A 23,961-nucleotide genomic window follows, 5' to 3' on the forward strand; every position below is an offset into this window, starting at 1 on the left:
GGCCACGTCCTTCGGATTTGATTGCCGTCTGCCATGCAGTTAGCATCGACGTTCTCGAGGGGAACGGCTTTGAAACAATTGCTCCTGTTCGGCAGCGCCTTGCTGCTCGGCGCTTGTCAACAGCAACAACAGCCGTTGCTAGTGACCGGGGCGGCTTCGGGAAGCCAGATCCGTGGCCACGAATTTGCCAAGACGGCGTGTGCCACATGTCATGCGATCGAACGGGGCTCCATCTCGTCGCCCAATCCGCAAGCACCTTCCTTCGCCGCCATCGTCAACAAGGAAGGACTGACGGCCGCAACACTGTCACCATGGCTGCGGGATGCGCACAATTATCCCAATGAGATGCAGTTCGAGCTTGACCCGACCAAGGTGGACGACCTCGTGCAATATATGCTGATCCTGAAGGACCCGAATTTTCGGCCCGTCGGCTAGGGGCGGGGCCGCGGCAATCCCGGGCAACGAAAACCATTACCCTGATAAGCGGCTCATGATGAAAGCCGGGGTTAGCGGCGGTCGATAGCGTCGCTCCGGACATAGCCGACGAGGCGCTGCTGCCCGGCATAGCCCCATGCCCAACCGCGGCTGTTGTCCAGCATGTGAATGCTGGCGCCAGTCGGAAGCTGGGCAATGATGTCGGCCGCATCATCCGGCGCGGCCCGGAGGCTGGTCGCGACGCCCAGAACTCGCTCGAGCGGGTCGGCGTAGTGGCTGGCGATTACCCGGCCGGCGAGCGCCGCATCGGCGAGGTCGGCGCGGTAGGCGTGGGTGCGCGGATCGGGAAGATTGGATGGCCCGAGAAGGGGATAGCCGCCAGGTGGGGGGGCGGCCCGAGCGACGCTTCCGGGCGCGGGATCAGCGTGCGTGGGCGAGCTGACTGAGCGCTGGTCGCCGACCGGCGTCGCCCTCGCCCCGCTCGGACTTTCCGATGTTGCGCTTGAAACCTTCAAGGAAATCTGCCCCGCTGCTGGTGCGCACGACGAACACGTTGCGGCGGTCGTCTTGATCACGTTCGCGGCGCAGATAGCCGAGTGCCCCAAGGGTGTTCAAGGCGCGGGTGACCACCGGCTTCGACACGCCAAGGATTCTGGCCAGTCCACGGACCGTATGCGGCCCCGGAGTCAGGTACACGATCATCAGCAGAGCCATTTGCCGATTGGTCAGGTCAGGCTCCCCCGACCGGACATAGCCGACCAATGCACGCATCCACCCGCTTAGCGAGACCTCGCTCATTGGATTGGAAACTCCCTACCTCAGACTTGTCCCGTTAACCGGTGAGAGAGGGAAATGTTGCGTATCTCTTACGACTTAGGAGGAAAAAGTCGGAGAGCAGACGCTTCAGGGCGTTGAATAACGGGTCTGTAGTGTTGTCCATACGGCCCTTAAGCCAAGTGCCTCACCCCCCTTCGGACGGCCCGGCTTGGGCCCCGGGCGCCAGGCAAAGGTGTCGAGGTGGGCCCACAGCGCGCCCTCCGGCGCGAACCGACGCAGGAACAGCGCGGCGGTGACCGAACCCGCAAATGGGGAGTCTGCACTGTTGCTCATGTCGGCGAGGTCCGATTTGAGCATTTCGTCATAGGCGTCCCACAGCGGCATGCGCCACAACGGGTCACCGGCGGTTTCCGAAGCGGCCAACAGGTCGGTCGCAAGCTGGTCATCATTGACGAAGGTTGCGGGAAGGTCGGGACCGAGTGCGACCCGCGCGGCGCCGGTCAGGGTGGCGAAGTCGACGACAAGCTCCGGCTTTTCTTCGCCGGCGCGGGTCAGCGCATCGGCGAGGATGAGCCGCCCCTCGGCGTCCGTGTTGTCGATTTCGACTCGCTTGCCGGCCCGGCTGATGAGCACGTCACCGGGACGAAAGGCGCCTCCCGCGACGGCATTCTCGACCGCCGGGATCAGGAGATGCAGCCGGACCGGCAGGCGTGCGCTGCCGATCAGCCGGGCCAGCGCCAGAGCATGAGCCGCGCCGCCCATGTCCTTTTTCATCAGGCGCATCCCCGAGGCAGGCTTGAGGTCGAGGCCGCCGCTGTCGAACACCACGCCCTTGCCGATGACCGCGATGCGGGGATGCGCGGGGTTGCCCCATGTGGCTTCGATCATGCGCGGCGCACGGGCGGCGATGGCCGCTCCGCCCACCGCCGCCACCATCGGAAAGTCGCGTTCCAGCGCCGCGCCCAAGGTGACGGTCACCTCCGCGCCGCAGCCACCAGCCCAATCGCGAACCGCTGCTTCGAGTTCGGACGGTCCCAGGTCCGCCGCCGGCGTGTCCACGAGATCCCGGACGAGGGCCGTGGCCTCCGCCTGCCGAACCCATTCATCGACGCGGGCGGCCTCGCCCGAAAGAAGCACGCGTCCGCCGCGCGGCTCGTCCGGCTTGCTCTTGTACGTATCGAAGCGATGCTGGGCGAGCAGCCAGCCGAGTGCTGCCAGGCCGGGCCGGAGGTTGTCGGCCAGCCGGTAGCTGCCGGCTGGCAGGACTTCTCCCAATTTTGCCAGGCACCAAGGCGACAGCGAGCCGACGTTGGCGACCGCGCTGACCACTTCGAAGCCGCCGCCGCGCGGCAGCAGCGCAAAGGCGTAGCCGGTCTTGCCATCGAAGCGGTGCGCCTCGAGCAGAGCGCGGTCGGCTGCAGGACGGCGCTTTACCCAGTCGCCGAAGCTGTTCTTGTCGACGAGATGGATGGGGCAAGCGGGCTCCCCCCGGTCCGGCTGGAGCAGTGCGGCAAAGTCGGTCATGCCGCCGCAGGTAGCGCGACCGGCGGCTTTCCAGAAGGGGTGACGATCAGGCCGCTTGTTCGCTTGCCACTCGCTCCGGAACGCCGAACAGGTCGTGCTCGTCGCTCTCCTCGACGACGACCCGGATGATGTCGCCGGGTTTGAAGTGACCAGCGTCGCGCAGATGGACCTCGCCGTCGATCTCCGGTGCGTCGGCCTTGGAGCGGCCGGTGGCGCCGCCGGTTTCCGGATCGACCAGGTCGATGATCGTGTCGACGGTCTGCCCGACCTTGGCGGCAAGCTTTTCCGCGCTGATGCGGGCGGTCAGTTCCATCACCCGGGCGTAGCGTTCTTCCTTCACCTCGGGCGGAACATGGCCCGGCAAGTCGTTGGCCGGGGCACCGGCAACCGGTTCGAAGCGAAATGCGCCGACGCGGTCGAGCCGAGCCTCAGCCAGCCATTCGAGCAGATATTCAAAGTCCTGCTCCGTTTCGCCGGGAAAGCCGACGACGAAGGAGGAGCGGATGGCGATGTCCGGCACCTGTGCGCGCCACTGACCAAGCCGCTCCAGCACCCGCGCCTCATTGGCCGGGCGGCGCATCGCCTTGAGTACGGTGGGGCTCGCATGCTGGAACGGGATGTCGAGATAGGGAAGGACGAGTCCCTCGGCCATCAGCGGCATGATCCGGTCGACGTGGGGGTAGGGATATACATAGTGGAGCCTGACCCACGGCCGATCTCGCTCCGCGCCAAGTTCGCCAAGCGCACGCGCCAGATCGGTCATGTGCGCCCGGACCTCGCCGCCTTTCCACGGGTAAGCGGCGTGCTTCAGGTCGAGGCCGTAGGCGCTGGTATCCTGGCTGATGACCAGCAGTTCGCGCGTGCCCGCTTCGAGCAGTTTTTCGGCTTCGCGCAATATGGCGTCAGGTCGACGCGAGACGAGGTCGCCGCGGATTTGCGGAATGATGCAAAAGGCGCAGCGATGATTGCAGCCCTCGGAAATCTTGAGATAGCTGTAGTGCCGCGGGGTCAGCTTCAGCCCGAATTCGTCCGGACGAGCCTGCGGCACGAGGTCGAGGTAGGGCGAGGGCGCAGTCGGGGCAGCCTCATGGACCGCCGCCACCACCTCTTCATATTGCTGTGCGCCGCTGATCGCGAGCACCTGCGGAAAGCGGTCGCGAATGACCTCCGCCTCGCGGCCCATGCAGCCGGTGACGATGACCCGGCCGTTCTCCGCAATCGCCTCGCCGATGGCTTCTAGGCTCTCGGCCTTGGCGCTGTCGAGGAAGCCGCAGGTGTTGACCAGCACGACGTCGGTGCCGGCATAGTCGGGCGACATCTGGTAGCCGTCCGAACGAAGGCGCGAAAGGATGCGCTCGCTGTCGACCAAGTTCTTGGGACAGCCGAGCGAAACCATGCCGACGCGCGGCGGAGTGGGGAGTACGGTAGCCATGGGAGGCGCGGCCCTTAGCCGAAAGTCGTGGCGAAATCGAGGCTTGGCGCGACTAACCGTGCTTGGGGACGATCTCGATCACCCGGTCGCCGGGCTGAAGGACGCTGGCGTCCTTTTCCCAGAAGTTGATGTTCCGATCGCCCCGCTTGATGCCGAGGACCAGCCCTCGGTTGAACGGGCCGGCCGGGTGGACCCCTTCTTCGGTCGGCACCACCCGTTCGCGCAGCTGAACCTGTCCGGCATGCGACGCGAGGTCGGCCATATAGTCGGCGATCCCCGAGCCCTGGGCCGAGCCGGCCATCAACAGGCCCGCGAAGCTGATCGGGTTTATGACCGTGGTTGCGCCTGCCGCACGCGCGGGGAGCTCATTGTCGGTGTTCTTCACCGACACCGTGATCGGCAGGGCCGACGCCAGGTGGCGCGCGGTCAGGGCCACCAGGATCGACGTATCGTCGCGACCGGTCGACACGATCAGGCAGCGGGCCGAGCCGGCGCGGACCGCCTGGAGGGTGGCGTCCCGCGTGGCATCGCCCTGCAGCACGGTGCAGCCGATGGCCTCCGCCTGTTCTAAGGCCAGGGGATCGCAGTCGACGACGACGATCTCCGACGGCTTGGTCCCGCGGGCGATCAGCTCGTTCGCGGCCTCCGACCCGCTGGTCCCGAAGCCGGCGACGATGATGTGGTCGGTAAGAGTGTGTTGGAGGCGTTGCATGAGCCATTTGCTCCACAGGCGCTTGATGACAAAGGTGTAGGCGGTGCCGGCCAGAATGAGCAGGAAGAAAATCCGGATCGGGGTGACGATCAGCGCATCGAACAATCGGGCCCGCTCGGTCACCGGAACGATGTCGCCATAGCCGGTGGTGGTGGCACTGATCATGGTGAAATAGATGACATCGGCGAAGCTGATGTGCCCGTCGATATTGTCCCGGAGGCTCTCACGCTCGAACCAGTGAAAGCCGATGATCAGCGCCAGCAGACCGAAGGCGATACCCATCCGGATGAAGAATTGCGCCCAATTGCTGAGGGTCGGCCGACGGCGAAGAAAAAGATACTCGGGGTCGCGCAGGGTGCGCCATTGCTGCCCCTCGTCACGACGCGGCGTGAGGTAGCGGCTGGTCACCGGCAAATGGAGGTCGGAAGCGTCACGCGCTTTCTATGGGGCCGTTCAAACTTCAAATAAACACGCAAATACCGCACTCGCCCCTGCTGGAGCATTTCCTCCCGCACGGCGGCGTCGCAAGATTGCAGGTTTTAAATAAAGACCTATAAACACAACGCCTTAACGGCGCAGTATCCATTTTTCGGTACGAACGCGTAATCAGTCCATCTCATAAGGTGTCGGCTTGCCCAGCAACGGAGCAGGAAGTCGACCGTCATGCGCGCTGCTTACCGAAGCCTATCCCGCCTGTGGGCAGACGATCGTGGGAACGCGGCCGTCATCATGGCGGCCTCGCTGCTGCCGATCCTTGGCCTCATCGGCTCTGGCCTCGACCTCAGCCGCGCCTATTTGGTCAAGTCCCGCCTGCAGACCGCATGCGATGCCGGATCGCTCGCCGCGCGGCGGGCGATGGCTAGCAGCACGCTCGATGACGCCGCCCGCACCGAGGGCGAGCGCTTCTTCGATTTCAACTTTCCCGAAGGCACCATGGAGGCCGCGCCGGTCGATCTGGTGATCGAACCCGATCCCGACGACGTCTCGACCGTCGACATCAATGCCTCGACCACCGTGCCGACCACCATCATGTCCCTGTTCGGAGTCGAAGACCTGCCCGTGTCGGTCGAATGCAGCGCCGACCAGGACTACGTGAACAACGACATCATGCTGGTGCTGGATGTCACAGGCTCGATGAACTGCACGGCCGGAACGAACTGCGAATATGCCGCCACCGAGCAGAGCAATGCCCGCGTCGCCCGGCTGCGGACCGCAACGGCGGCGCTGTACCGGGTGCTCAAGGACGCCAGGGGCGTTCGCACACGCTATGGCTTCATGCCCTATTCGATGACCGTCAATGTGGGTGGCAGCCTGCAGCGCGCATGGCTGCGCAACCCGGCCAGTTACTGGGTAAAGTCCGGCAACAACTGGTCGCAGGTGTCGACCAACCATTCGACCACCTGGTTCAATCTGAGCTGGTCCGGGTGCTTGGAGGAGCGCTCCACCATCTCGCAGGGAACCGGCAACCCGATCCTTATCTCGAGCGATGTCGCGCAGGCCGACATCGACACGGTCAGCACAAGCTCCACGTCACTCAAATGGGCGCCGTATGACGAGACCGCGACGGTGGGCGAGACAGGTGCCTACGCCAATCTGGCGGCATTCTGCCCGGCTGCCGCGAACAAACTCAAGTCGTACGATAGTGAGAGCGCTTTCCAGTCCGCGGTGAATAGCAGTCTTGCCAAGGTGGGCGGTTACACCAATCATGACCTCGGGATCATGTGGGGCATGCGCTTCCTGTCTTCGACGGGCATGTTTTCGACGGAAAATTTGACGGTGGTTGACCAAGTGCCAGTCGCCAAACACATCATTTTCCTGACCGACGGCACGATGACCGCCGATTCCAACAACTACAATGCTTACGGCATAACCGCGCGCGATATGCGCCTTACCGGCACGGGATCGCTGGTGCAGAAGCATATCAACCGGTTCAAGAACGCGTGCAGCCGCGCGCAGCAGATGGGGGCAACCATCTGGGTGATCGCGATCGAGAAGGGTGCTTCGGCGGACGTACAGGCCTGCGCATCGGGTAGCGACCGATACTTCCCGGTGACAACCAACAAGGCCGAAGATTACGAAAAGGTCTTCCAGCAGATCGGCAAGGGCATCGGCCGGTTGAGGCTGACGGCATGACACGGCGCCCGCTTTTTTCGCTCGGCCGATCCGCCGATGGCGTCGCCGCGGTTGAGTTCGGGCTCATCCTGGTGCCGCTGCTGATGGTGGTGATGGGGTTCGGAGAGCTCGGCTGGCAAAGCTATGTCCGCGCCAACCTTCAGGCGACGCTCAACGACGTGGCCCGCAGCGCGGTGGTGGAAACGCCCGACATCATCGGGACGGGTACGCTGGAAGAAAGGATCAATGCCGAGGTCGAACGGCGCATGGAAAAGCTGGTGACCGGCGGCGACTATGATCTCAGCATCCGCAACTTCAAGAATTTCGCGGCCGTCGACCAGCCCGAGGCGCTGACCAACGACAAGAACAAGAACGGCAAATATGATTCGGGCGATTGCTGGGAGGACAGCAATCCCAATGGCACTTTTGACCTGAACGGCGGGCGCAGCGGCGTTGGCGGGGCCGACGATGTCGTCGTCTACGATATCGATCTGCTCGCTCCGCACCTGTTTCCGGTGTCCGTCGTCTTCGACGAGGACGGGAGCTTCAACGCCAACGCGTCGACCCTCGTCCGGACGCAACCCTATGCCACCCAGCGGGTACCGGTGATCCTATGCTGACCAACCAATTACTGACGCGTATCCGTTCGGACGAGCGGGGGGCGACGATGATCGAATTCGCGGTAACTCTGCCGCTGTTCGTTCTGCTGCTGACCGGCGGGATGGAGGTTACCAACCTCGCGCTCACCCACCTGAAGTTGAATCGCACAGCGGAGACGATGGCCGACAACGCCTCCCGCGTGCGCGTTCAGATGGACGAGTTCGAGCTTGGTCAGATCTTCGAGGGCGCCGAGATTCAAGGAGAATCCATCGACCTCAAGAACAAGGGGCGCATCATCGTCTCTTCGGTGGAGGATAATGGGAAGAAGGGCGCAGCCAATGGCCAGACGATCCGCTGGCAGCGCTGTGACGGGGCCAAGGCCACGAAAGCGCCGCGCTGGGGTCGTGAAGGCAAGGGCAAATCGGACGACGAACTGAAGAACGGCCTTGGGCCTCCCGGCCGGCGGATCGCCGCACAGCCGGGCACCGCCGTCATCCATGCGGAAGTCGTCTATGATTATGAGCCGATGATCTTCACCGGCATCATTCCCAACCGCGAGATCCGTTACGAAGCGGCCTTCAACGTGCGCGAACGTGACGAGCTCGGGATCACCAACGTAAAGGGCAAGCCGGTCAAGAGCTGTTAGTGGCCCGCGCCCTCGGCGTCAGGCGTCGATCGCGTCATCCTCGACCGCCGCGGCGCGGTTCTGGATGAACTGAAAACGGTGTTCCGGATTTTTGCCCATCAACCGCTCGACCAGATCCTTGATCGGCTGGCGGTCCTCATATTGGCTCGGCAGCGTTACGCGCAGCAGCGAGCGCGAGGCCGGGTCCATGGTGGTTTCCTTGAGCTGATTGGGGTTCATCTCGCCCAGCCCCTTGAAGCGGGAGACTTCGACCCTCTTGCCCTTGAACTCGGTCGCTTCCAATTCCGCCCGGTGCGCGTCATCGCGGGCGTAAGCCGATCTGGAACCGCTGGTCAGCCGATAGAGCGGTGGCTGGGCGAGGAACAGATGGCCGCGACGCACGAGCTCCGGCATCTCCTGGAAGAAGAAGGTCATCAGCAGGGTCGCGATATGGGCGCCATCGACGTCGGCGTCGGTCATGATGATGATCCGCTCGTAGCGCAGCGCCGCCTCGTCCCACTTGTCGCGAATGCCGCAACCGAGCGCGAGCTGAAGGTCCGCAATCTCGCTGTTTGCGCGGATCTTGTCGGCGGTGGCGGACGCGACGTTCAGGATCTTGCCCCGGATCGGCAGGATCGCCTGGGTCTTGCGGTCGCGGGCCTGTTTGGCCGACCCACCGGCGCTGTCGCCTTCGACGATGAATAGCTCGGTGCCCTCGGGATCGTCCGACGAGCAGTCTGTGAGCTTGCCCGGAAGGCGAAGTTTTCGGGCGCTGGTGGCCGTCTTCCGCTTCACTTCGCGCTCGGCGCGGCGCTTCAGCCGCTCCTCCATTCGTTCGACGATGGAGCCGAGCAGCGCGCGGCCGCGATCCATGTTGTCGGCGAGATAATGGTCGAAATGATCGCGCACGGCCGCCTCGACGAAGCGCGCGGCCTCCAGGCTGGTGAGCCGGTCCTTGGTCTGGCTTTGGAAGTGCGGATTGCGAATGAAGACGCTGAGCATCAACTCGACGCCGTTGAACACGTCGTCGGCCGTGATGTCCTTGGCACGCTTGTTGCCGACCAACTCGCCGAACGCGCGGATGCCCTTGGTCAGTGCGGCGCGCAGGCCCGCCTCATGGGTGCCGCCATCGGGCGTCGGGATGGTGTTGCAGTAGTAGCTTTCCGCGCCGTCCGAATAGAGCGGCCAGGCTACAGCCCATTCGGCACTGCCCTGGTCGTTCGGGAAATCCTGCTTGCCGGCGAATGGCGAATTCGTGACGCATGGCCGGTCGCCCAACTGTTCGGTGAGATGGTCGAGCAGGCCATTCTCGAACTGGAAGGTGGCGCTTTCCGGTACCGCCTCGCTGGCCAGCGACGGATTGCAGCGCCAGCGAATCTCCACGCCCGCGAAGAGATAGGCCTTGGAGCGTGCCAGTCGGTAGAGACGGGCGGGGTCGAACTGCAGATCGCCGAAGATTTCGGGGTCGGGATGGAAGCTGACGGTCGTACCGCGGCGGTTGGGGGCAGCGCCGACCTCCTCCAGCTTGCCGGTCGCGATGCCCTTGGCGAAGCGCTGGCGGAACAGCTTCTTCTCGCGGGCGACCTCCACCACGGTTTCGGTCGACAGTGCGTTGACCACGGACACGCCGACGCCGTGCAGTCCGCCGGACGTCGAATAGGCCTTGCCCTCGAACTTGCCGCCCGAGTGGAGCGTGGTGAGGATCACCTCAAGCGCGGACTTGCCGGGATATTTGGGATGCGGGTCGACCGGGATACCGCGGCCGTTGTCGCTGACCGTCAGCCGGTTGCCGGGCTCCAGCGTCACCTCGATCCGGGAGGCGTGGCCGGCGACCGCTTCGTCCATCGAATTGTCGATCACTTCGGCGGCAAGATGGTGCAGCGCCCGCTCGTCCGTCCCGCCGATGTACATGCCGGGTCGACGACGGACCGGCTCCAGTCCTTCAAGAACTTCGATGGCCGATGCGTCGTAAGCTTCGCCGGGCGATTGGGGTGCGGAAGAGCCGAAAAGGTCCGTCATTTGTTCTAATGTATAGCGCGCTGCCGGGCCTCCGCCATGCCCTCTTGAACCGAGTGACAAATTTACCACATGCTCTTCGCCGGACGTCCCATGGGAAGTCCGGCGACGGGCTGCAGGGGAGCCCGATCGGGGCCCCGCAGTCCGCCTGTTGCTCAAAAAGGAGGACAGACAATGCGTAGCGCTTTCGACTTTTCACCTTTCCGCCGGTCGGCTGTTGGTTTCGACCGCCTGTTCGACATGCTGGAGAACAGCGCCGCTTCGAGCGCGCAGGAGAACTACCCGCCATTCGACCTGATCAAGGTCGACGAGAACAAGTATCGGATCGAGATCGCTGTGGCCGGCTTCCGGCGCGGCGAGATCGACATCACGTCTCATGAGAACGTCCTGATCATCCGCGGACAGAAGGGCGAGGAGAACGGCAACAACTACGTCCACCGCGGCATCGCCACGCGCTCGTTCGAGCGGCGCTTCGCGTTGGCGGACCACATCCAGGTGACCGGCGCCGATCTGCATGACGGCATGCTCAGCCTGGAGCTGGTGCGGGAGATTCCCGAGGCGATGAAGCCGCGCAAGATCGAGATTGGAGGCGGCGCGGGCGAGAGCCCTCCCCAGCAACAGCCGACGATCGAGGCCAGCGCCGAGGAGCGTGCAAGCGAACACGCCTGACCGTCAGGCTGACGCTAGAAGAAGAACCCCGGAAGCGCCTCGCTTCCGGGGTTTTCTTTTGGCGCGAAGGGGCGGAGGCTGCAACCAGCGGCGCACTTGCCCGGTTTCTGCCTTCGCCGATCCCTAATAGTGGCAGATAGATGTACGAATTTTCCGGTTATCACATCCTGCTCGCCGCGATCGGGCTGATCATCATCCTGGCTTATTGGACGCCGCGCCTGGTGTCGCGAAGCGAACCGCCTGCGTCCGCGCTGCTGATCGGCCTGGGCTTCCTCGGCTTCGGCTGGATCCCAGGGATGCCCGACGCGATCGATCCCATTGCCTTGCCCAAGCCGTGGGAGGTGATCAGTGAATTGTGCGTCGTCGCAGGGCTGTTCGGCGTCGGCCTGCGGATCGATCGGCTCGCCTCGCGCCAATTGTGGATTCCGACGGTGCGCCTTCTGGCCCTTGCGATGCCGCTGACGATCGGCGCAATCTGGCTAGGCGGCTGGCTGCTTGGTGGCATGACGATCGCCGGCGCCCTGCTGCTCGGCGCGGTGCTGGCGCCCACCGACCCGGTTCTTGCCGGGGACGTCCAGGTCGGTCCGCCGCTGGAAGGCGGCGAGCATCCGGTGCGCTTTTCGCTGACCACGGAGGCTGGCCTCAACGACGGGCTGGCTTTTCCATTCGTATATCTTGCGCTCGCAGTCGCGGTCGCCGGCGGGTTCACAGCCGATATCGTAACGGAATGGCTCTGGAAGGACGTCGCCTATCGCATCGTCATCGGCACGCTGGCAGGTGCCGCGCTGGGATGGCTGCTTGGGAAGTTGCTGTTCGAATGGCCTCGAAACAACGCACTTGCCAATACCAATTCGGGGGTGATCGCACTGGCGGGATTGCTCGCGGTCTATGGTCTGACCGAACTGGTGGAGGGATATGGCTTCATCGCCGCCTTTGTCGCAGGTCTGGTTCTGCGCCGGCAGGAATCGGAGCACGAGTTCCACACCAACCTCCACGACTTCAGCGAAGCGATCGAACACGCGCTGACATCGCTGTTGCTGATCGCGCTGGGTGCGGCGCTGCCAGCGCTGTTGCCCCACCTCACCTGGACAGGGGCGGCCATCGGCGTGGCACTGATCCTGTTTCTGCGCCCATTGGTGGGCTGGCTGTCGCTACTCGGCACCTTTGAGTCCAGACGGGAACGGGCGGCCGTCGCATTCTATGGCGTGCGCGGCGTCGGCTCGATCTACTATCTTGCCTACGCCGGCTCTCACGCCGAACTGACCAACGAGGCCGAATTGTGGGCGGTGGTCGCGTTCACAATCCTGTTGTCCACGGTGGTTCACGGCTTCACCGCCAGCCTGGCGGTCGAGCGCGCGACCGGCGAGCCGGCATCGGGCGCCAAGCCGCGGGAACCGGTCGCCTAGTCCGGCGGGCTACAGGATCAGGCTGCCAAAGGCCTGCTCAGGGCTGCTGAGGACGGTGCCGGAAAGCACCACCATGAACTCGGCAGTTGCAGTGTCTCCGTCCGTATCGGCGTAAAACGTCACGGTTGACCCAACCTTGGTCATCCACAGCCCATGCGCGACCGGGTCGAGCCCGCCCCAGGCAAAATCCTGGTTGCCGATTGCCGCGGCGTTCGCATCGAGTGCCGAGAAGTCGAGGCGATCGACCCCGAACACAAAGTCTTCCAGGATATCGTTGGTGTCGCGCAGGTCGAGATAGACGAAGCGGTCGGCGCCTGCGCCGCCCTGGGTGTAATCGCGTCCCCAGCCGCCGATCAGAACATCGTCCCCGTCGTTGCCGCTGAAATCGTCCCAGCCGCTGCCGCCGTACATGGTGTCGTTGCCGGCACTGCCCGAACCGATGTCGTTTCCGGAACCGAAGTAGAGCGTGTCGGCACCGTCTCCGCCAATCAACTGGTCGCTGCCGAGTTGACCGTAGAGCGTGTCGTTGCCGCCATCGCCCATGATCAAGTCGTCACCGACCCATCCGTAGGCGACGTCGTCGCCACCCTTCAAATAGATGCGATCATTGCCGTCGTTGGCGACGATGCGGTCGGCGCCCTCGGTTCCGAAGATGACCTGACCGGCATAGCCCCAGCCACCCTCGACATCCTCGAAGTCGTTGGGATCGCCCCATCCGGAACCGTTGGCGACGGGTCCGGTGAAGTCGTTGGCGCCACGGATCGTGACGGTCACCAGCGAGTGCGTGCCATCGGCCGCCACCGCCCAGAAGCTGTCGGTCATGGTCTGGCCGGTTGCGAGCCGCTGCACGTCGAGCGCGGCGTTATTTAGCGTGTAGGTCCAGGCGCCGGCTGCCGTCAGTGTCACCATGCCGCAGCCGGACAGGCTCTGCTGCCCGGTGACGGCCTGGAAGGTCGCGTCGGAGTCACGGTCGGCAATCGTCAGCTGCCCGCTCGCGGTCGGCGCCCCGGCACTGCCGAGCGCGGCCTCGGTAACGCTGCCGGTGCGCGTGCCCCCGATGGTGGCCGGATCGTTCACCGACAGGATCGATAGCGAGCGAGAGGTCTCCACCGTCTGCGTGCCGTCCGATACATGGTAAGTGAGCTGCAGCGTCCCGTTCCAATCGGCTGCGGGGGTTACGGTGAAGCTGCCGTCGGCGTTCGTCACGACAGTCGCGTTAGTGGCGGTGAGTTCGCTGATGATGAGAGCGTCACCGTCGGCATCACCCCAGCCGGCAAGCAGCTGCTCCGAAGTTACGACATAGCTGCTGTCTTCGGCCCCGGCCGGAAGCGCGCCGGCCTGATCGCCGAGCGCCGGTCCATCGTTGAGGCCCGTCACGGTAAGCGTAAGCGTTGCAGGGCTGCTGGCTCCGTGCTCGTCCGTCGCCAGGTAGGAGACGGATAGTGCCCGCGCCTCACCGGCGCCGAGCGACTGGTAATCGGGATGGCTCGCGTCCAGCGTCCAGCTGCCGTCGGACAACAGGCTGAAGCCGGCCGGAGCGTCGCCGGAGATCGCGTATGTCAGGACTGCGCCCCGATCGATATCGCTCGCGACGAGTTGGCCGGCGATCGACCCATCCTCGGCAACGGTTACTTCGGCATCCTGCGCGATCGGTGCGTCGTTGGCGCCGGTCATCACGACGGTGAAGGTAACCGGGACCCCGCCCGCCGTGGGCACCGTAAAGCTGTCGGTCACGGTTTCGCCGGCGGCCAGGGCCTGCACGGCGGCGTCGTCCTTGACCTCATAGCTCCAGCGCGCTCCGCCATCCTCGCCGGATTGGGCGGGACCGAAGAAACCGAAGCCGTAAGTGCCCTCGATGTACGAATAGTCCGCCAATCCAGCCTCGCCGGCGTCAGCGTCGTCAATCTGGACCGTCGCCGAACCGTAGACATCGTCTTCGCTCAAGGCGATCACAGTCGTGCCGGTCACCACGGTCGCATCGTCGCCGCCAGTGACGGTGAGCGTGAGGACCGAAGTCGAAACTCCACCTTCACCGTCCGTGACGCGAAACGGAATGGTGACGGTCTGCGCTTCACCTTCGCGCAGGGCCTGCCACTTCGGGCCGGAGGCATCAAATTGCCAGCTTCCATCGGCGGCAAGAGTCAAACCCGCTGGCGCTTCGTCGACCAGCGAGTAAGTCAGGACCGCGCCGCCATCGGCATCCGTGGCACTAAGGCGTCCGCTAGCCCCGCCATCCTCACCGACGCTGGCCACAGACGCAGTTGCCACGGGTGCGTCGTTGGTGCCGGTAAGGGTGAAGGTCAGGGTCGAATTGGTGCTGGCACCGAACTGGTCCGTCACGCGGTAATCGACCGTATAAGCTTTCACGTCTCCGGCGGCCATCTGCTGATAGGCGGGGTGGTTGGCGTCGAGCGTCCAGGCGCCGTTCGTCCCCATCGAAAAGCCGGCCGGTACGTTCGATCCCGTTACAGCAAAGGAAAGGGTCGCGCCGTTATCGACATCGCGGTCGTTGCTGCCGACATTGCCGCTGATGACGCTTCCCTCGGTCGCGGCTGCGACGTCGGCCATCGCGATGGGGGTATCGTTGGTGCCGGTGAAGGTGATTCGAACCGTCGACCACTGGCCGTTGTTGCCGGAGGTCTGGAGCGCGTAGACGAAACTGTCCTCCAATACTTGGCCCGGAGCAAGCGCGTCGATGCGCGACTGGATGCTGTCGGCGCTGTAGGAAACCGTGCCGTTGGCGTTGATCCATATTGTCGCGCCAAGCGTGCTGCGGTCGTTGGCGGGTCCAATTTGATCGGCGTTCGCGAGATCGGCGGATTGGCCGTTGTCGAGTGAGTAAAGCGTCTTGCCGCTATTTTTCCCGTCGTTAGCGCGAACGTTGAAAACCAGCGTTCCGGTGGCCGACGTCTCGGACAGGTTGTAGCGGTCGTCAGCGCTCAACGGCGCGGAAATCAGCTTGATAGGCACGTCGAACACTCCCCCAGAACGCAACCAAAGGCGCTGCACGGAGACGCTGCCGCAAGCGCATTAAGGGAAAGTTATTTTTTGCGGACAGCTCGACGAAAAAAGATCGGTTGCCGAGTTGTTTGATAACCTCTTTTAATCCGGGAGCGCGTACGGAGCGCCTGTTCGAACCGCGGGTCAACAACTTCCGGATGGCAGGGTATCACCAGTGAATGGCGCCACGCGGCCGCTTGTCAGCGCAATCATCATTTTCAAGGACGAGGAACGCTTCCTGAAGGAAGCGGTGGAAAGCGTGTTCGCGCAGACCCATGAGCATTGGGAGCTGCTGCTGGTCGACGATGGTTCGCGCGATGCGAGCACGGGGCTAGCGCAAGAGTTTGCTCGACTTCGGCCCGGGCAGGTCCGTTACCTGTCTCACCCCGGGCACAAGAATGAGGGGATGAGCGCGACCCGCAACCTTGGGCTGGCCCATGCCCGGGGCGAGTTCGTCGCCTTCCTGGATGGGGACGATTGCTGGCTCCCGGCAAAGCTGGAGCGGCAACTTGAACTGTTTGCCGCCAATCCGGACGCGCAGCTTGTATGCGGGGCGACCTGCTATTGGCAGGAGTGGGAGGTGGGCTCGGGCCAGGACCGGATTGTGCAAACCGGGGCTGTTCATCGCCGCGTTGACGGCCTCAGCAATGTCCTGGATCAGGACCGACTCTATCGTCCGCCCGAATTGATGACCTTGCTTTATCCGCTGGGGGTCGGCGTGACGCCGTCGATGTCAGGCATGATGATGCGCCGATCGCTGATGGAGAGGGTCGGCGGTTTCGAGCGGGAATTCCGGGGCCTGTTCGAGGACCAGGCATTTCGCATCAAGGCCTATCTCGCAGGGCCGATCTTCATATCGGGCGAATGTTTCGATCGATATCGCCAGCATCCCGGGTCGTGTGTGCAGGCGGCGCTGGATACGCCGGTGCTGGCGAAAGCGAGGCGGCGATTTTATCGCTGGCTCTACCGCTACCTGCAAGGCGTGGGCTGCACCGATCCGGCGATACGCCGCGCTCTGCGGCAGCGACTAATTCGAACACATTTACCCCGCGTTTACCGGTGGCTCGTCAATGGCCGAAAGGCTATGTCAGGACGCAGGCAGTGAGGCTGCAATGACCGCTCAAGCTTTGTGGCGGAGGTCGAACAGGGCGACCATGGTCGACGTAAGCGTCATCGTACCGGTGTACCTGGTCGAAGGGCAACTTCGCGAATGCTTGGATTCGATCCTGGCGCAGGACCATCCGTCGTTTGAAGTCATCGCGGTCAACGACGCGTCTCCGGACGGCAGTCCTTCCATTCTTCGCGAATATGCCGCGCAGGACGAACGGCTGAAAATCATCGACCTGCCGGTGAACCAGGGTCTGGGCGCGGCGCGCAATGCCGGCATAGCGGAAGCGATCGGCCAGTGGATTTGGTTCGTTGATTCCGACGATTGGATCGAGCCCGGGGCGATCGGCGCGGCGGTAGGCCGGGCACAGGAAACGGGCGCGGAGATCGTGATTTTCGATTACCGGCGAATCTATCCGGACGGGCGGGTGCTCCGGGGCGGACGGACGGACATACTGGCCGACGCGCCGGAACGATTTACTGTGCGCGATTATCCACAAATCCTCCAGCTGTTGCAGATCGCATGCAACAAGCTGATCGAGCGCGCGGCGCTGGACCGGCTTGAGCTCCGCTTCGTCGACGGATGGTATGAGGACACACCGTTCAGCTATCCCCTGCTGGTCGGCACGGCATCGATCTCGGCGCTTCCCAGGCCATTGCTGAATTACCGACAGCGGGAGGGGGCGATCACCCGGTCGGCGAGCGCCCGGCATTTCGAGGTGTTGGGGCAATGGGAGCGAGCGATGGAGCGTGCGCTGGCGTTGTCGGATGAAAGCCGCACGATCCATAATGCCCTTGCGCAGCTGATGGTCCGGCATTGCACCACCGTACTGCTTCGCCACCAGCGCATTCCGCTCGTGCTGCAAGACAGCTTCGTGCGCGAATTGCGGCGGTTGTTCCAGCGCCACCATCCCGAACGGCCCTACAAGGCGCTGAGCCGCCTGGAGCGCGTCCAGCACTTGATGCTACCGTTCGCCTCGGTCGGGATGCTCAAGGCCTATTGGCGTCTGACCTATCGCCTGCGGTGGCTGGTTCATCACCGCTCCGCGAGGCGGCGGCAGCGCGAGTCACTACGCCACGGGCCACCGTCCGCAGCCGCCACAGCGCACGCTTCGCTTGCTGAGCAGCGGGCGGATCGCGAAACAAGCTTTGTGGACTAAGCCCGGTGCGTTCGATCCATTTGTCGCGGTAGGGCGAGAAGGGAAACTTCAAGCCCCAGGGCCGGTCGCCGCGATCGTTTTTCGGCAAGCCGGCAATGCACAGGCTCTGCTCGGGCTCGGTTGCCGGATCGCAGCGACGCCAGAACTCGTAATCGATCACCTTCAGACCATTCCGCGTGAAGATCGCGTTGCCGTCGGGCTTGAAGTCGACCGGATCGAAGCCGGTAAGAAGGCAGGTGCGCACGAACCCGGCCAATTGGCGCACCTGATCGAGCGGAAGAACTCTCCCCGAAGACGGTGGCAGCCGGTCTTCCGGCCGAACATATTCCATGAGGAGGTGGTGAGGACCGGAATCAATCAGGGCGGGGATTGCCGGGCTGATCGGGCCGAGCTTAGCGAACACTTCAAGCTCCCGCTGAAGGAAGCGTTCGGCGCCCGGCCGGAATGTCTTGCGAACGGCAAGCCGGCCGTTCCAATCGACCAGTTCCACCTTGGCTCGGCAGGCGTAACCACTGAGATTGCGGATCGCCGGTCCGCTTGCGAAGGCGGCGGCGCGGTCTGACATGACCTTGCTGATCCAGGGTGCCTTGTCTGCTGCCAGGGCAAGCAGCAGTGCCCCAGCCTCTTGGCTATTGGCGGAAAAGGAAAATACCCCATGAGGCAAGTCGCTGCCAGTCCGTCGGAGCTCGGTTCCTAAGGCGGCGCGGATGGCGAACGGACGCGAGTTGTCGCAGCCGGGCCGCTCCTGAAGCTGGTCGGTCGCCGGCGCGATCGGCAACAGGTCATGGGCGAAGACAATGCTTTCCATCGCTGCCGATATCGGGCCCTGGCCGGTGGCAGCCAGCCAGCCTTCGACCGCGGGGCGATTGGTGGGCTCGACCGTCAATTCGAGCAGGAGTTCGTAGCCCTTCTCCCGAAGAGCCCGAACGACGACCTCATGATATGACGGCTGGCCGGGCTCAGTGGCGACCAAAAAGGCGCTTAGCCCTGTGAAATCGGATCCGCCCGGCTGCATTGCGAGCCGGGATAGCAGTTCCGGGCTCCGGCGAAAGCCCGGCGCAACCGCTCGCTAGGGCTTGCGTACCGTGATTTTGAGGTAAGTCGCTGTGATTGCAGTGGCGGTCGGACCGGCGCTGTTCTGTTGCTCGAACAAGGCGGTCAATTCGCGGGCCAGCTCATCCGCCCGGCCATTGCGCTCGGCGGCCTCGAACGCGTTCATGGTCGGCCCATAATAGCGGCGGAAGAGGTCGAGCAGGCTGGCGGGCGGGGCGTCCATGCGGAAGGTCCAGTCCGACCGTTCGCTGGCGATGTTTTCGGCTGAAATGCCGGCGGCGGTGAAACGTTCGCGCACCTGATCGGGATCGCCCCAAGTGACGGGGCTGACGAAGCCGTCGGGCGGGGGTGCCGTAAAGGCGGCGCTGATCTTCAGGATCTGCGCGACCAGCGTGGGGTCACCGGGAATCCAGTTGCCCATGACGATCCGCCCTCCGGGCCTTGTGACACGCACCATCTCTCGTGCGGCATCGAAGGGACGCGGGGCGAACATGGCGCCGAAGATGCTGACCACCAGATCGAAGCCGTCATCCAAGAGATCGTGAAGGTCGCACGCGTCCCCCTGCTGGAAACGAAGGTTCGACAGATTGGCGGCTCGGGCTCGAGCGTTGCCGGCGTCGACGAGATTGTGGGCAATGTCGACGCCGAGAACAGTCGCGCCTCGCTGCGCGATCGGCAAGGCGGTGGTGCCGTCCCCGCAGCCAAGGTCAAGGACCTTCATGCCCGGCGCGATGCCGAGCGTCTCGACCAGGGCTTCGCCGCTGGCGCGCATGGTGTCGGCGATGCGGGTGAAATCGCCTTTCTCCCACAGGGCCTGGTTCGGATTGCTGGTCAGCGTCGCGGTGTCGCCCATATCAAGTTCCTTTTGTTTGACGCAGATACGGGCCCCGGCGGTCCTGCCCCCGCCGAGGCCCTCGTCCCAATCAGGCGACGTTGAGCCGGCCGTTCAGGCGGATTGGTCGAGCGAGATTGAAGTAGTTGGGCGAGGTCTTCATTACCTGATCGTGGATCGCCGCGAAATCCTCGGCGGAGCCGTCGCCCGCGATGGTTACCTCGTAGCTCAATTCTTCATAGCCGGGCGCCACCTGGTCGGAGAGTCCGAAGAAGCCGCGCAGGTCGAGTTGGCCGCTGGTGCGGATCTCAAGCTTGTCGAGTTTGATGCCCTTCATCGCCGCGCCGGCAACATAGCCGACCGAGATGCAGGCATTGAATGCAGCCATGAGCAGTTCCTGCGGATTGGCGGCGCTGTTCGTGCCGCCGATCTCGATCGGCTCGTCGGCAGCGATGGTGAAATCACGGGCGATGACTTCGCGGCCGAACGTTACTGGCCCGATTTCGGCTTCGGTGCGGGTGCCCCCCTTCCACCGGCTCGTGACCTGGAACGCCAGCACCCCATTTGCGGGGTCGCGTTCGACGTCTTCCACCACTTTGCCGAGCAGGGCGAGGTCGATGCCGTTGACGGTTGGGCTCTTCACAGTGTCGAGCATTGCTTTTTCTCCTTGTCGTGAAGTCAGGCGAACAGCGGTGCGGCTGCCGCGATGCGGGCGGCTGCCCGTGGCGAAATGCGCTGCAGGGTGGCGACGAAGCGCGGGTGCACCAGGCCAGAGCCAAGGAAGGTCCAGCGGCCCGCCTGATGCTGCTGCGCGTGGATCGCTTCTCGACCTGGCAGCTTTCGGCCGATCACCTTCTCCAGCGCATCGAGGTTGAAACCGGCCTGCGTCTTCAGCCCGTCATCCAGGAAGGCGCCGATCTCCAGAAAACCATCGACCGCTTCGTCGATGCCAGTTTCGCTACGCCCCTCGGCCAGGGCGTCGACGATCAACGTGTCGAGCTTCGCGTGCTGCGCTTCCTCGATCCAGTGGTGCCGCATCAGGCTCTTGAAGAGAGGATCGATCCGCCCGTCGTCGCGGATTGAGCCCAGATAATGCTGCTGGGTCATCCATTCGATCATCAGGATGACGAGGGCGACGCTAAGCGGGTCGTGGCGCAAGACTTCCGCGCCGATCGCAGCGGACGGGCCGATCAACTGCGGCTTGACCGGAAATCCACGTTCGAACGCGGCGGCGAACCGTTTGAACAGGTGGATGTGCTTGGCCTCTTCCGAGGCGAAATTGAGCAGCGCTCGAACCCGCCAGTCGTCCTCGTTCAGGTGGGGACGGGCGTGATCCATCAGGAAGGGGAGGATGAATTCCTCGACGATCCCGAACATCGCCAGATATTCATGCGCGGCAATCTGATTGAGCAGCTTTTGCTCGTTCGCGGTCAGTTGCGTCAGCGCCGCCGTGCGAGCGAGGCTTTCCGGCATGAAATTCAGCGAAAAGTCGAGTTCCTGATCTTCGCGCAGGACATCATCCAGCTCCCACTGGCCGCGCAGGGAGGCGGCCAGTGTCTGCTGATAGTTGAAGTCATGATACACTTTGGGTCTCCCACCGGGCCACTGGATTTAGCCAAAGATAAAAGGCGCCAAGGCCAAGGCAGAGGTGAAACCGCCGCAGGCAAAGGCACAAGTGAGTACGATCAGCGCGCGAACGCGCAGCACGTTGAACAGGTCGTCCATTGATCTTCTTCCCCTACTCCACTGAATGAGCTCCAGAGATATCGAAAGCGACAAACTTCCGACTTGAACGCTATTGTCTCTGTTGGCTGTCAGACTTCTACCTGAGCCGACGATTTGCCAAAATGATCGACTTGCCGGATGATTTGACCGAAACACCGCCGAAGGGGACTCGTGCGGATGGATGTCGTCGGCGACATTCTGGAGTCGTTGCGCCTGACTGGAGGCGTCATCCTGGAAGGGTCGGCGTCAGGTGAGTGGTGCGTCTATTCCCAGATGCGACCGGAGGACGTGGCCGAGCTGTTTCCAGCGGGCGGCCCGGTCATTGCCTATCATTATGTGAAGCACGGCCGCCTGTGGGCGCAGGTCGAGGGGCAGAAGCCGGTCTCGGCGGGCGAGGGGTCGATCCTGATGTTTCCCCGCAATGATCAGCACCGGCTGTTTACGAGCGACCGACCGGAACCGATCGATTCCCACGACTTCATCGTCGGCGCGACCGAACGTGGATTGGCGCGCTTCACCATCCAGGGATCAGGCGAGCCAGTCGAATTCTTTTGCGGCTTTCTTGGCGTGGAATCGGGCGAGCATCCGCTGCTCGAGTGCCTCCCGCCACTCCTGAAGATCGACGACATCAGCGAAGCGCAGGAGGCTTGGCTGGAAGGCAACCTCAACTATCTGACCCGCGACCGGCAGGAACCGGAGGTTGTCGCCCGCATCGCCGAGCTGCTCTTCGCGGAAGCCATTCGGGCCTATGTTGACGACCTTCCGCCGGGGGAGGGTGGCTGGCTTGCGGGATTGCGCGATCCGGCCGTCGCCCGGGCGCTCGCCTTCATTCATGCGCATTACGCGGAGGAGCTTGAGATCGAGCAGCTCGCGCGCGAAGCCGGAGTGTCGCGATCCGTTCTGGGCGAGCGCTTCGTGGAGCTGCTTGGGGATCCGCCGATGCGCTATTGCGCACGCTGGCGGATGCGCAAGGCAGCCGACCTGCTGCGTCACGGCAAGGACAACACCGCCAACGTCGCTTACGCGGTAGGCTTCAATAGCGAGGCGGCGTTCAACCGGGCGTTCAAGCGGGAATATGGCCTGCCGCCTGCCGCCTGGAAACGGCAGGCGCTGGCACAGGATGTGGCGCAGTCATGCTCGGCCAGTTTCGAGCAAGAAGTGCGCTACGCCACCGCTCACGACGGGACGCGGTTGGCCTGGTCGGCGCTTGGCGAGGGGCCGCCATTGGTGAAGACCGCCAACTGGCTCAATCATCTCGACTTCGACTGCGAGAGCCCGCTGTGGCGCGGCTGGCTGCGCGAATTCACCCGCGACTTCCGACTGATCCGCTACGACGAGCGGGGCAATGGCCTGAGCGACTGGGACACGCCGGAGATGAGCCTTAGCGCCTTTGTCGACGACCTTGCCTGCGTTGTCGACGAAGCGGGACTGGAGCAGTTCGATCTGCTGGCGATCAGCCAGGGCGCACCGGTCGCGATCGCTTATTCGATCGCACATCCCGAACGGGTTCGTCGCATGGTGCTGCTGGGTGGTTATGCCGCCGGGTGGCGGGCGCGCGGCGACAATGAGGAAGTGAGCCGGCGCGAGGCGATGCTCACGCTGACCGAGTTGGGCTGGGGCAAGGACAACCCGGCCTATCGCCAGATGTTCACCAGCTTCTATATCCCGGGCGCCGATAGCGAGCAGTCGGCCTGGTTCAATGAGCTGCAGCGGCGCTCGGCATCGCCGGACAATGCGGTCCGACTGATGCGGGAATTGTCGCGACTGGATGTTCGCCACCTGCTCGACCAGGTGACCCACCCAACACTGGTCCTGCACGCCCGGTCCGACGCCGCCATCCCATTCAGCGAAGGCGAGCTGCTGGGCGCGAAGATTCCGAACGCGCGGTTCGTACCGCTGGATAGCGCCAACCACATCTTGCTGGATGGCGAGCCGGCCTTCCGGACGTTCGTGAATGAAACCCGGCGGTTCTTGCGCTCCTCCGCCGCGCGCCCGGAGGCGCGGTTGGCGGAAGCGACCTAGCGGACGCGCGGCCCGCCATAGGGCAGCGGCGGCGGTGGGCGCCGGTCGCGGCGCGGCAGCTGCGCCTGATAAGCGACACCGCAATGCTGCACGCAATAAGGGAAGCCGGGGTTCGCAGCTTGACCGCAAAAGTGGAAGTCCGGTTCGCCGGGATGACCGATCGGCCATTTGCAGATGCGGTCGTTGAGGTCGAGCAGGCCCGTCTTGTCGGCAACCTCCGGACTCGGCTTGGCCGGAACCAGGCGGCGCGGCGGGGCCGGCGGAATGGGGGCCTGGGTTTCGCCCGGGCCCTGCCGGATGAAGCCGCCAGGTCCGACCGAGCGATATTGCATGTTCGGATCAAGGCCGCGCGGCGGCTGCGGTTGCGGAGCGGGAGCGGCCGGCGGCATCGGTGCCGCGGCCTCCAGCACGGCGGCGATCGCCGGCTTGTCCTTGACCCGGGTTGGCGACGAGGGCGCCGGCTCAATCAACTTGGCTGTTTGCTTCGGAGCCGGAGCCGGCGTGGCCGCTGCCGGTTTCGCGGCAGCCGGCTTGTCTTCGCCGGGCTTGACCGGGGACGGGCGCGCTTCGAGACCCAGACGATGGGCCTTGCCGATCACGGCGTTCCGGCTGACGCCACCCAGCTCGGTCGCGATCTCGCTCGCAGTGGCGCCTTCGGCCCACCGCATCTTCAATCGCTCGATCCGCTCTTCCGTCCAGGACATGCTTTCAAAAACCCTTTGTTTCCGCCGCCGCAGCCCCTAGGCGCTGACAG

Annotated in this window: 20 protein-coding genes; 9 read left to right on the forward strand and 11 right to left on the reverse strand. The window is 64.0% G+C overall.

Going from position 1 to position 23,961, the window contains the following annotated elements; genetic code table 11:
• Positions 1-69: 69 nt before the first annotated feature.
• The gene (locus AC4GYS_RS07465) at positions 70-435 is read left to right on the forward strand and encodes a c-type cytochrome (protein ID WP_491108459.1); all 366 of its coding nucleotides are present in this window, start codon (positions 70-72) and stop codon (positions 433-435) included.
• A gap of 71 nt (positions 436-506) precedes the next feature.
• Here the strand turns inward: AC4GYS_RS07465 and AC4GYS_RS07470 are convergent, their stop codons facing one another.
• The 5 genes from AC4GYS_RS07470 to AC4GYS_RS07490 form a co-directional block, all read right to left on the reverse strand.
• On the reverse strand, positions 507-950 hold the full coding sequence (locus tag AC4GYS_RS07470; protein WP_491108460.1) for a hypothetical protein: 444 nt from the start codon (positions 948-950) through the stop codon (positions 507-509).
• Positions 856-1,206 carry a MarR family transcriptional regulator gene (locus tag AC4GYS_RS07475; protein WP_491109376.1) on the reverse strand — a complete coding sequence of 117 codons (351 nt, stop codon included), beginning with the start codon at positions 1,204-1,206 and terminating at the stop codon, positions 856-858. Before AC4GYS_RS07475 ends, AC4GYS_RS07470 begins: the two co-directional genes overlap by 95 nt.
• A gap of 132 nt (positions 1,207-1,338) precedes the next feature.
• Complete coding sequence (locus tag AC4GYS_RS07480; RefSeq protein WP_491108461.1) at positions 1,339-2,736, reverse strand: leucyl aminopeptidase family protein; 1,398 nt, start codon at positions 2,734-2,736, stop codon at positions 1,339-1,341.
• Positions 2,737-2,782: 46 nt separating this feature from the next.
• Positions 2,783-4,168, reverse strand: coding sequence for a 30S ribosomal protein S12 methylthiotransferase RimO (gene rimO / locus AC4GYS_RS07485; protein ID WP_491108462.1), 1,386 nt, complete (start codon positions 4,166-4,168; stop codon positions 2,783-2,785).
• Positions 4,169-4,220: 52 nt separating this feature from the next.
• The gene (locus tag AC4GYS_RS07490) at positions 4,221-5,288 is read right to left on the reverse strand and encodes a potassium channel family protein (protein ID WP_491108463.1); all 1,068 of its coding nucleotides are present in this window, start codon (positions 5,286-5,288) and stop codon (positions 4,221-4,223) included.
• A gap of 255 nt (positions 5,289-5,543) precedes the next feature.
• Here AC4GYS_RS07490 and AC4GYS_RS07495 point away from each other — a divergent pair, with 255 nt between their 5' ends.
• From AC4GYS_RS07495 to AC4GYS_RS07505, 3 genes are read left to right on the forward strand one after another with little or no spacing between them, the layout of a single operon-like run.
• On the forward strand, positions 5,544-7,013 hold the full coding sequence (locus AC4GYS_RS07495) for a TadE/TadG family type IV pilus assembly protein (protein WP_491108464.1): 1,470 nt from the start codon (positions 5,544-5,546) through the stop codon (positions 7,011-7,013).
• Positions 7,010-7,612, forward strand: coding sequence for a TadE/TadG family type IV pilus assembly protein (locus tag AC4GYS_RS07500; protein ID WP_491108465.1), 603 nt, complete (start codon positions 7,010-7,012; stop codon positions 7,610-7,612). The genes AC4GYS_RS07495 and AC4GYS_RS07500 overlap by 4 nt, the downstream gene beginning before the upstream one ends.
• Positions 7,606-8,238: a TadE/TadG family type IV pilus assembly protein gene (locus AC4GYS_RS07505; protein ID WP_491108466.1), complete on the forward strand. Its 633-nt coding sequence runs from the start codon at positions 7,606-7,608 to the stop codon at positions 8,236-8,238. Before AC4GYS_RS07500 ends, AC4GYS_RS07505 begins: the two co-directional genes overlap by 7 nt.
• A gap of 18 nt (positions 8,239-8,256) precedes the next feature.
• Here AC4GYS_RS07505 and parE read toward each other — a convergent pair whose 3' ends face one another.
• The gene (parE, locus tag AC4GYS_RS07510) at positions 8,257-10,236 is read right to left on the reverse strand and encodes a DNA topoisomerase IV subunit B (RefSeq protein ID WP_491108467.1); all 1,980 of its coding nucleotides are present in this window, start codon (positions 10,234-10,236) and stop codon (positions 8,257-8,259) included.
• Positions 10,237-10,407: 171 nt separating this feature from the next.
• Between parE and AC4GYS_RS07515 the strand changes: the two genes are divergently transcribed.
• A complete protein-coding gene (locus AC4GYS_RS07515; RefSeq protein WP_491108468.1) occupies positions 10,408-10,902 on the forward strand; it encodes an Hsp20 family protein in 495 nt (164 codons plus the stop codon).
• Between the two features lie 140 nt (positions 10,903-11,042).
• Positions 11,043-12,308 carry a cation:proton antiporter gene (locus AC4GYS_RS07520; RefSeq protein ID WP_491108469.1) on the forward strand — a complete coding sequence of 422 codons (1,266 nt, stop codon included), beginning with the start codon at positions 11,043-11,045 and terminating at the stop codon, positions 12,306-12,308.
• A 9-nt stretch (positions 12,309-12,317) separates the two neighbouring features.
• Here the strand turns inward: AC4GYS_RS07520 and AC4GYS_RS07525 are convergent, their stop codons facing one another.
• The gene (locus AC4GYS_RS07525; protein ID WP_491108470.1) at positions 12,318-15,278 is read right to left on the reverse strand and encodes a VCBS domain-containing protein; all 2,961 of its coding nucleotides are present in this window, start codon (positions 15,276-15,278) and stop codon (positions 12,318-12,320) included.
• 205 nt (positions 15,279-15,483) lie between these two features.
• Between AC4GYS_RS07525 and AC4GYS_RS07530 the strand changes: the two genes are divergently transcribed.
• Both AC4GYS_RS07530 and AC4GYS_RS07535 read left to right on the forward strand, forming a co-directional pair.
• The gene (locus AC4GYS_RS07530; RefSeq protein WP_491108471.1) at positions 15,484-16,413 is read left to right on the forward strand and encodes a glycosyltransferase family 2 protein; all 930 of its coding nucleotides are present in this window, start codon (positions 15,484-15,486) and stop codon (positions 16,411-16,413) included.
• A gap of 7 nt (positions 16,414-16,420) precedes the next feature.
• Positions 16,421-17,575, forward strand: coding sequence for a glycosyltransferase family 2 protein (locus AC4GYS_RS07535; RefSeq protein WP_491108472.1), 1,155 nt, complete (start codon positions 16,421-16,423; stop codon positions 17,573-17,575).
• A 1,069-nt stretch (positions 17,576-18,644) separates the two neighbouring features.
• Here AC4GYS_RS07535 and AC4GYS_RS07540 read toward each other — a convergent pair.
• From AC4GYS_RS07540 to AC4GYS_RS07550, 3 genes are all read right to left on the reverse strand, one after another.
• Positions 18,645-19,481 carry a class I SAM-dependent methyltransferase gene (locus AC4GYS_RS07540; protein WP_491108473.1) on the reverse strand — a complete coding sequence of 279 codons (837 nt, stop codon included), beginning with the start codon at positions 19,479-19,481 and terminating at the stop codon, positions 18,645-18,647.
• 70 nt (positions 19,482-19,551) lie between these two features.
• Positions 19,552-20,115: an OsmC family protein gene (locus AC4GYS_RS07545; RefSeq protein WP_491108474.1), complete on the reverse strand. Its 564-nt coding sequence runs from the start codon at positions 20,113-20,115 to the stop codon at positions 19,552-19,554.
• Between the two features lie 23 nt (positions 20,116-20,138).
• On the reverse strand, positions 20,139-21,044 hold the full coding sequence (locus tag AC4GYS_RS07550; RefSeq protein ID WP_491108475.1) for a diiron oxygenase: 906 nt from the start codon (positions 21,042-21,044) through the stop codon (positions 20,139-20,141).
• 318 nt (positions 21,045-21,362) lie between these two features.
• Here AC4GYS_RS07550 and AC4GYS_RS07555 point away from each other — a divergent pair, with 318 nt between their 5' ends.
• Positions 21,363-23,207 (forward strand): alpha/beta fold hydrolase, encoded by a 1,845-nt coding sequence (locus AC4GYS_RS07555; RefSeq protein WP_491108476.1) that lies wholly within the window; start codon positions 21,363-21,365, stop codon positions 23,205-23,207.
• Here the strand turns inward: AC4GYS_RS07555 and AC4GYS_RS07560 are convergent.
• Positions 23,204-23,911 carry a GcrA family cell cycle regulator gene (locus AC4GYS_RS07560; protein ID WP_491108477.1) on the reverse strand — a complete coding sequence of 236 codons (708 nt, stop codon included), beginning with the start codon at positions 23,909-23,911 and terminating at the stop codon, positions 23,204-23,206. The two genes, AC4GYS_RS07555 and AC4GYS_RS07560, sit on opposite strands and share 4 nt — an antisense overlap.
• Positions 23,912-23,961: the final 50 nt, after the last annotated feature.

It is taken from the genome of Sphingomonas sp. SP1, from assembly GCF_058313395.1.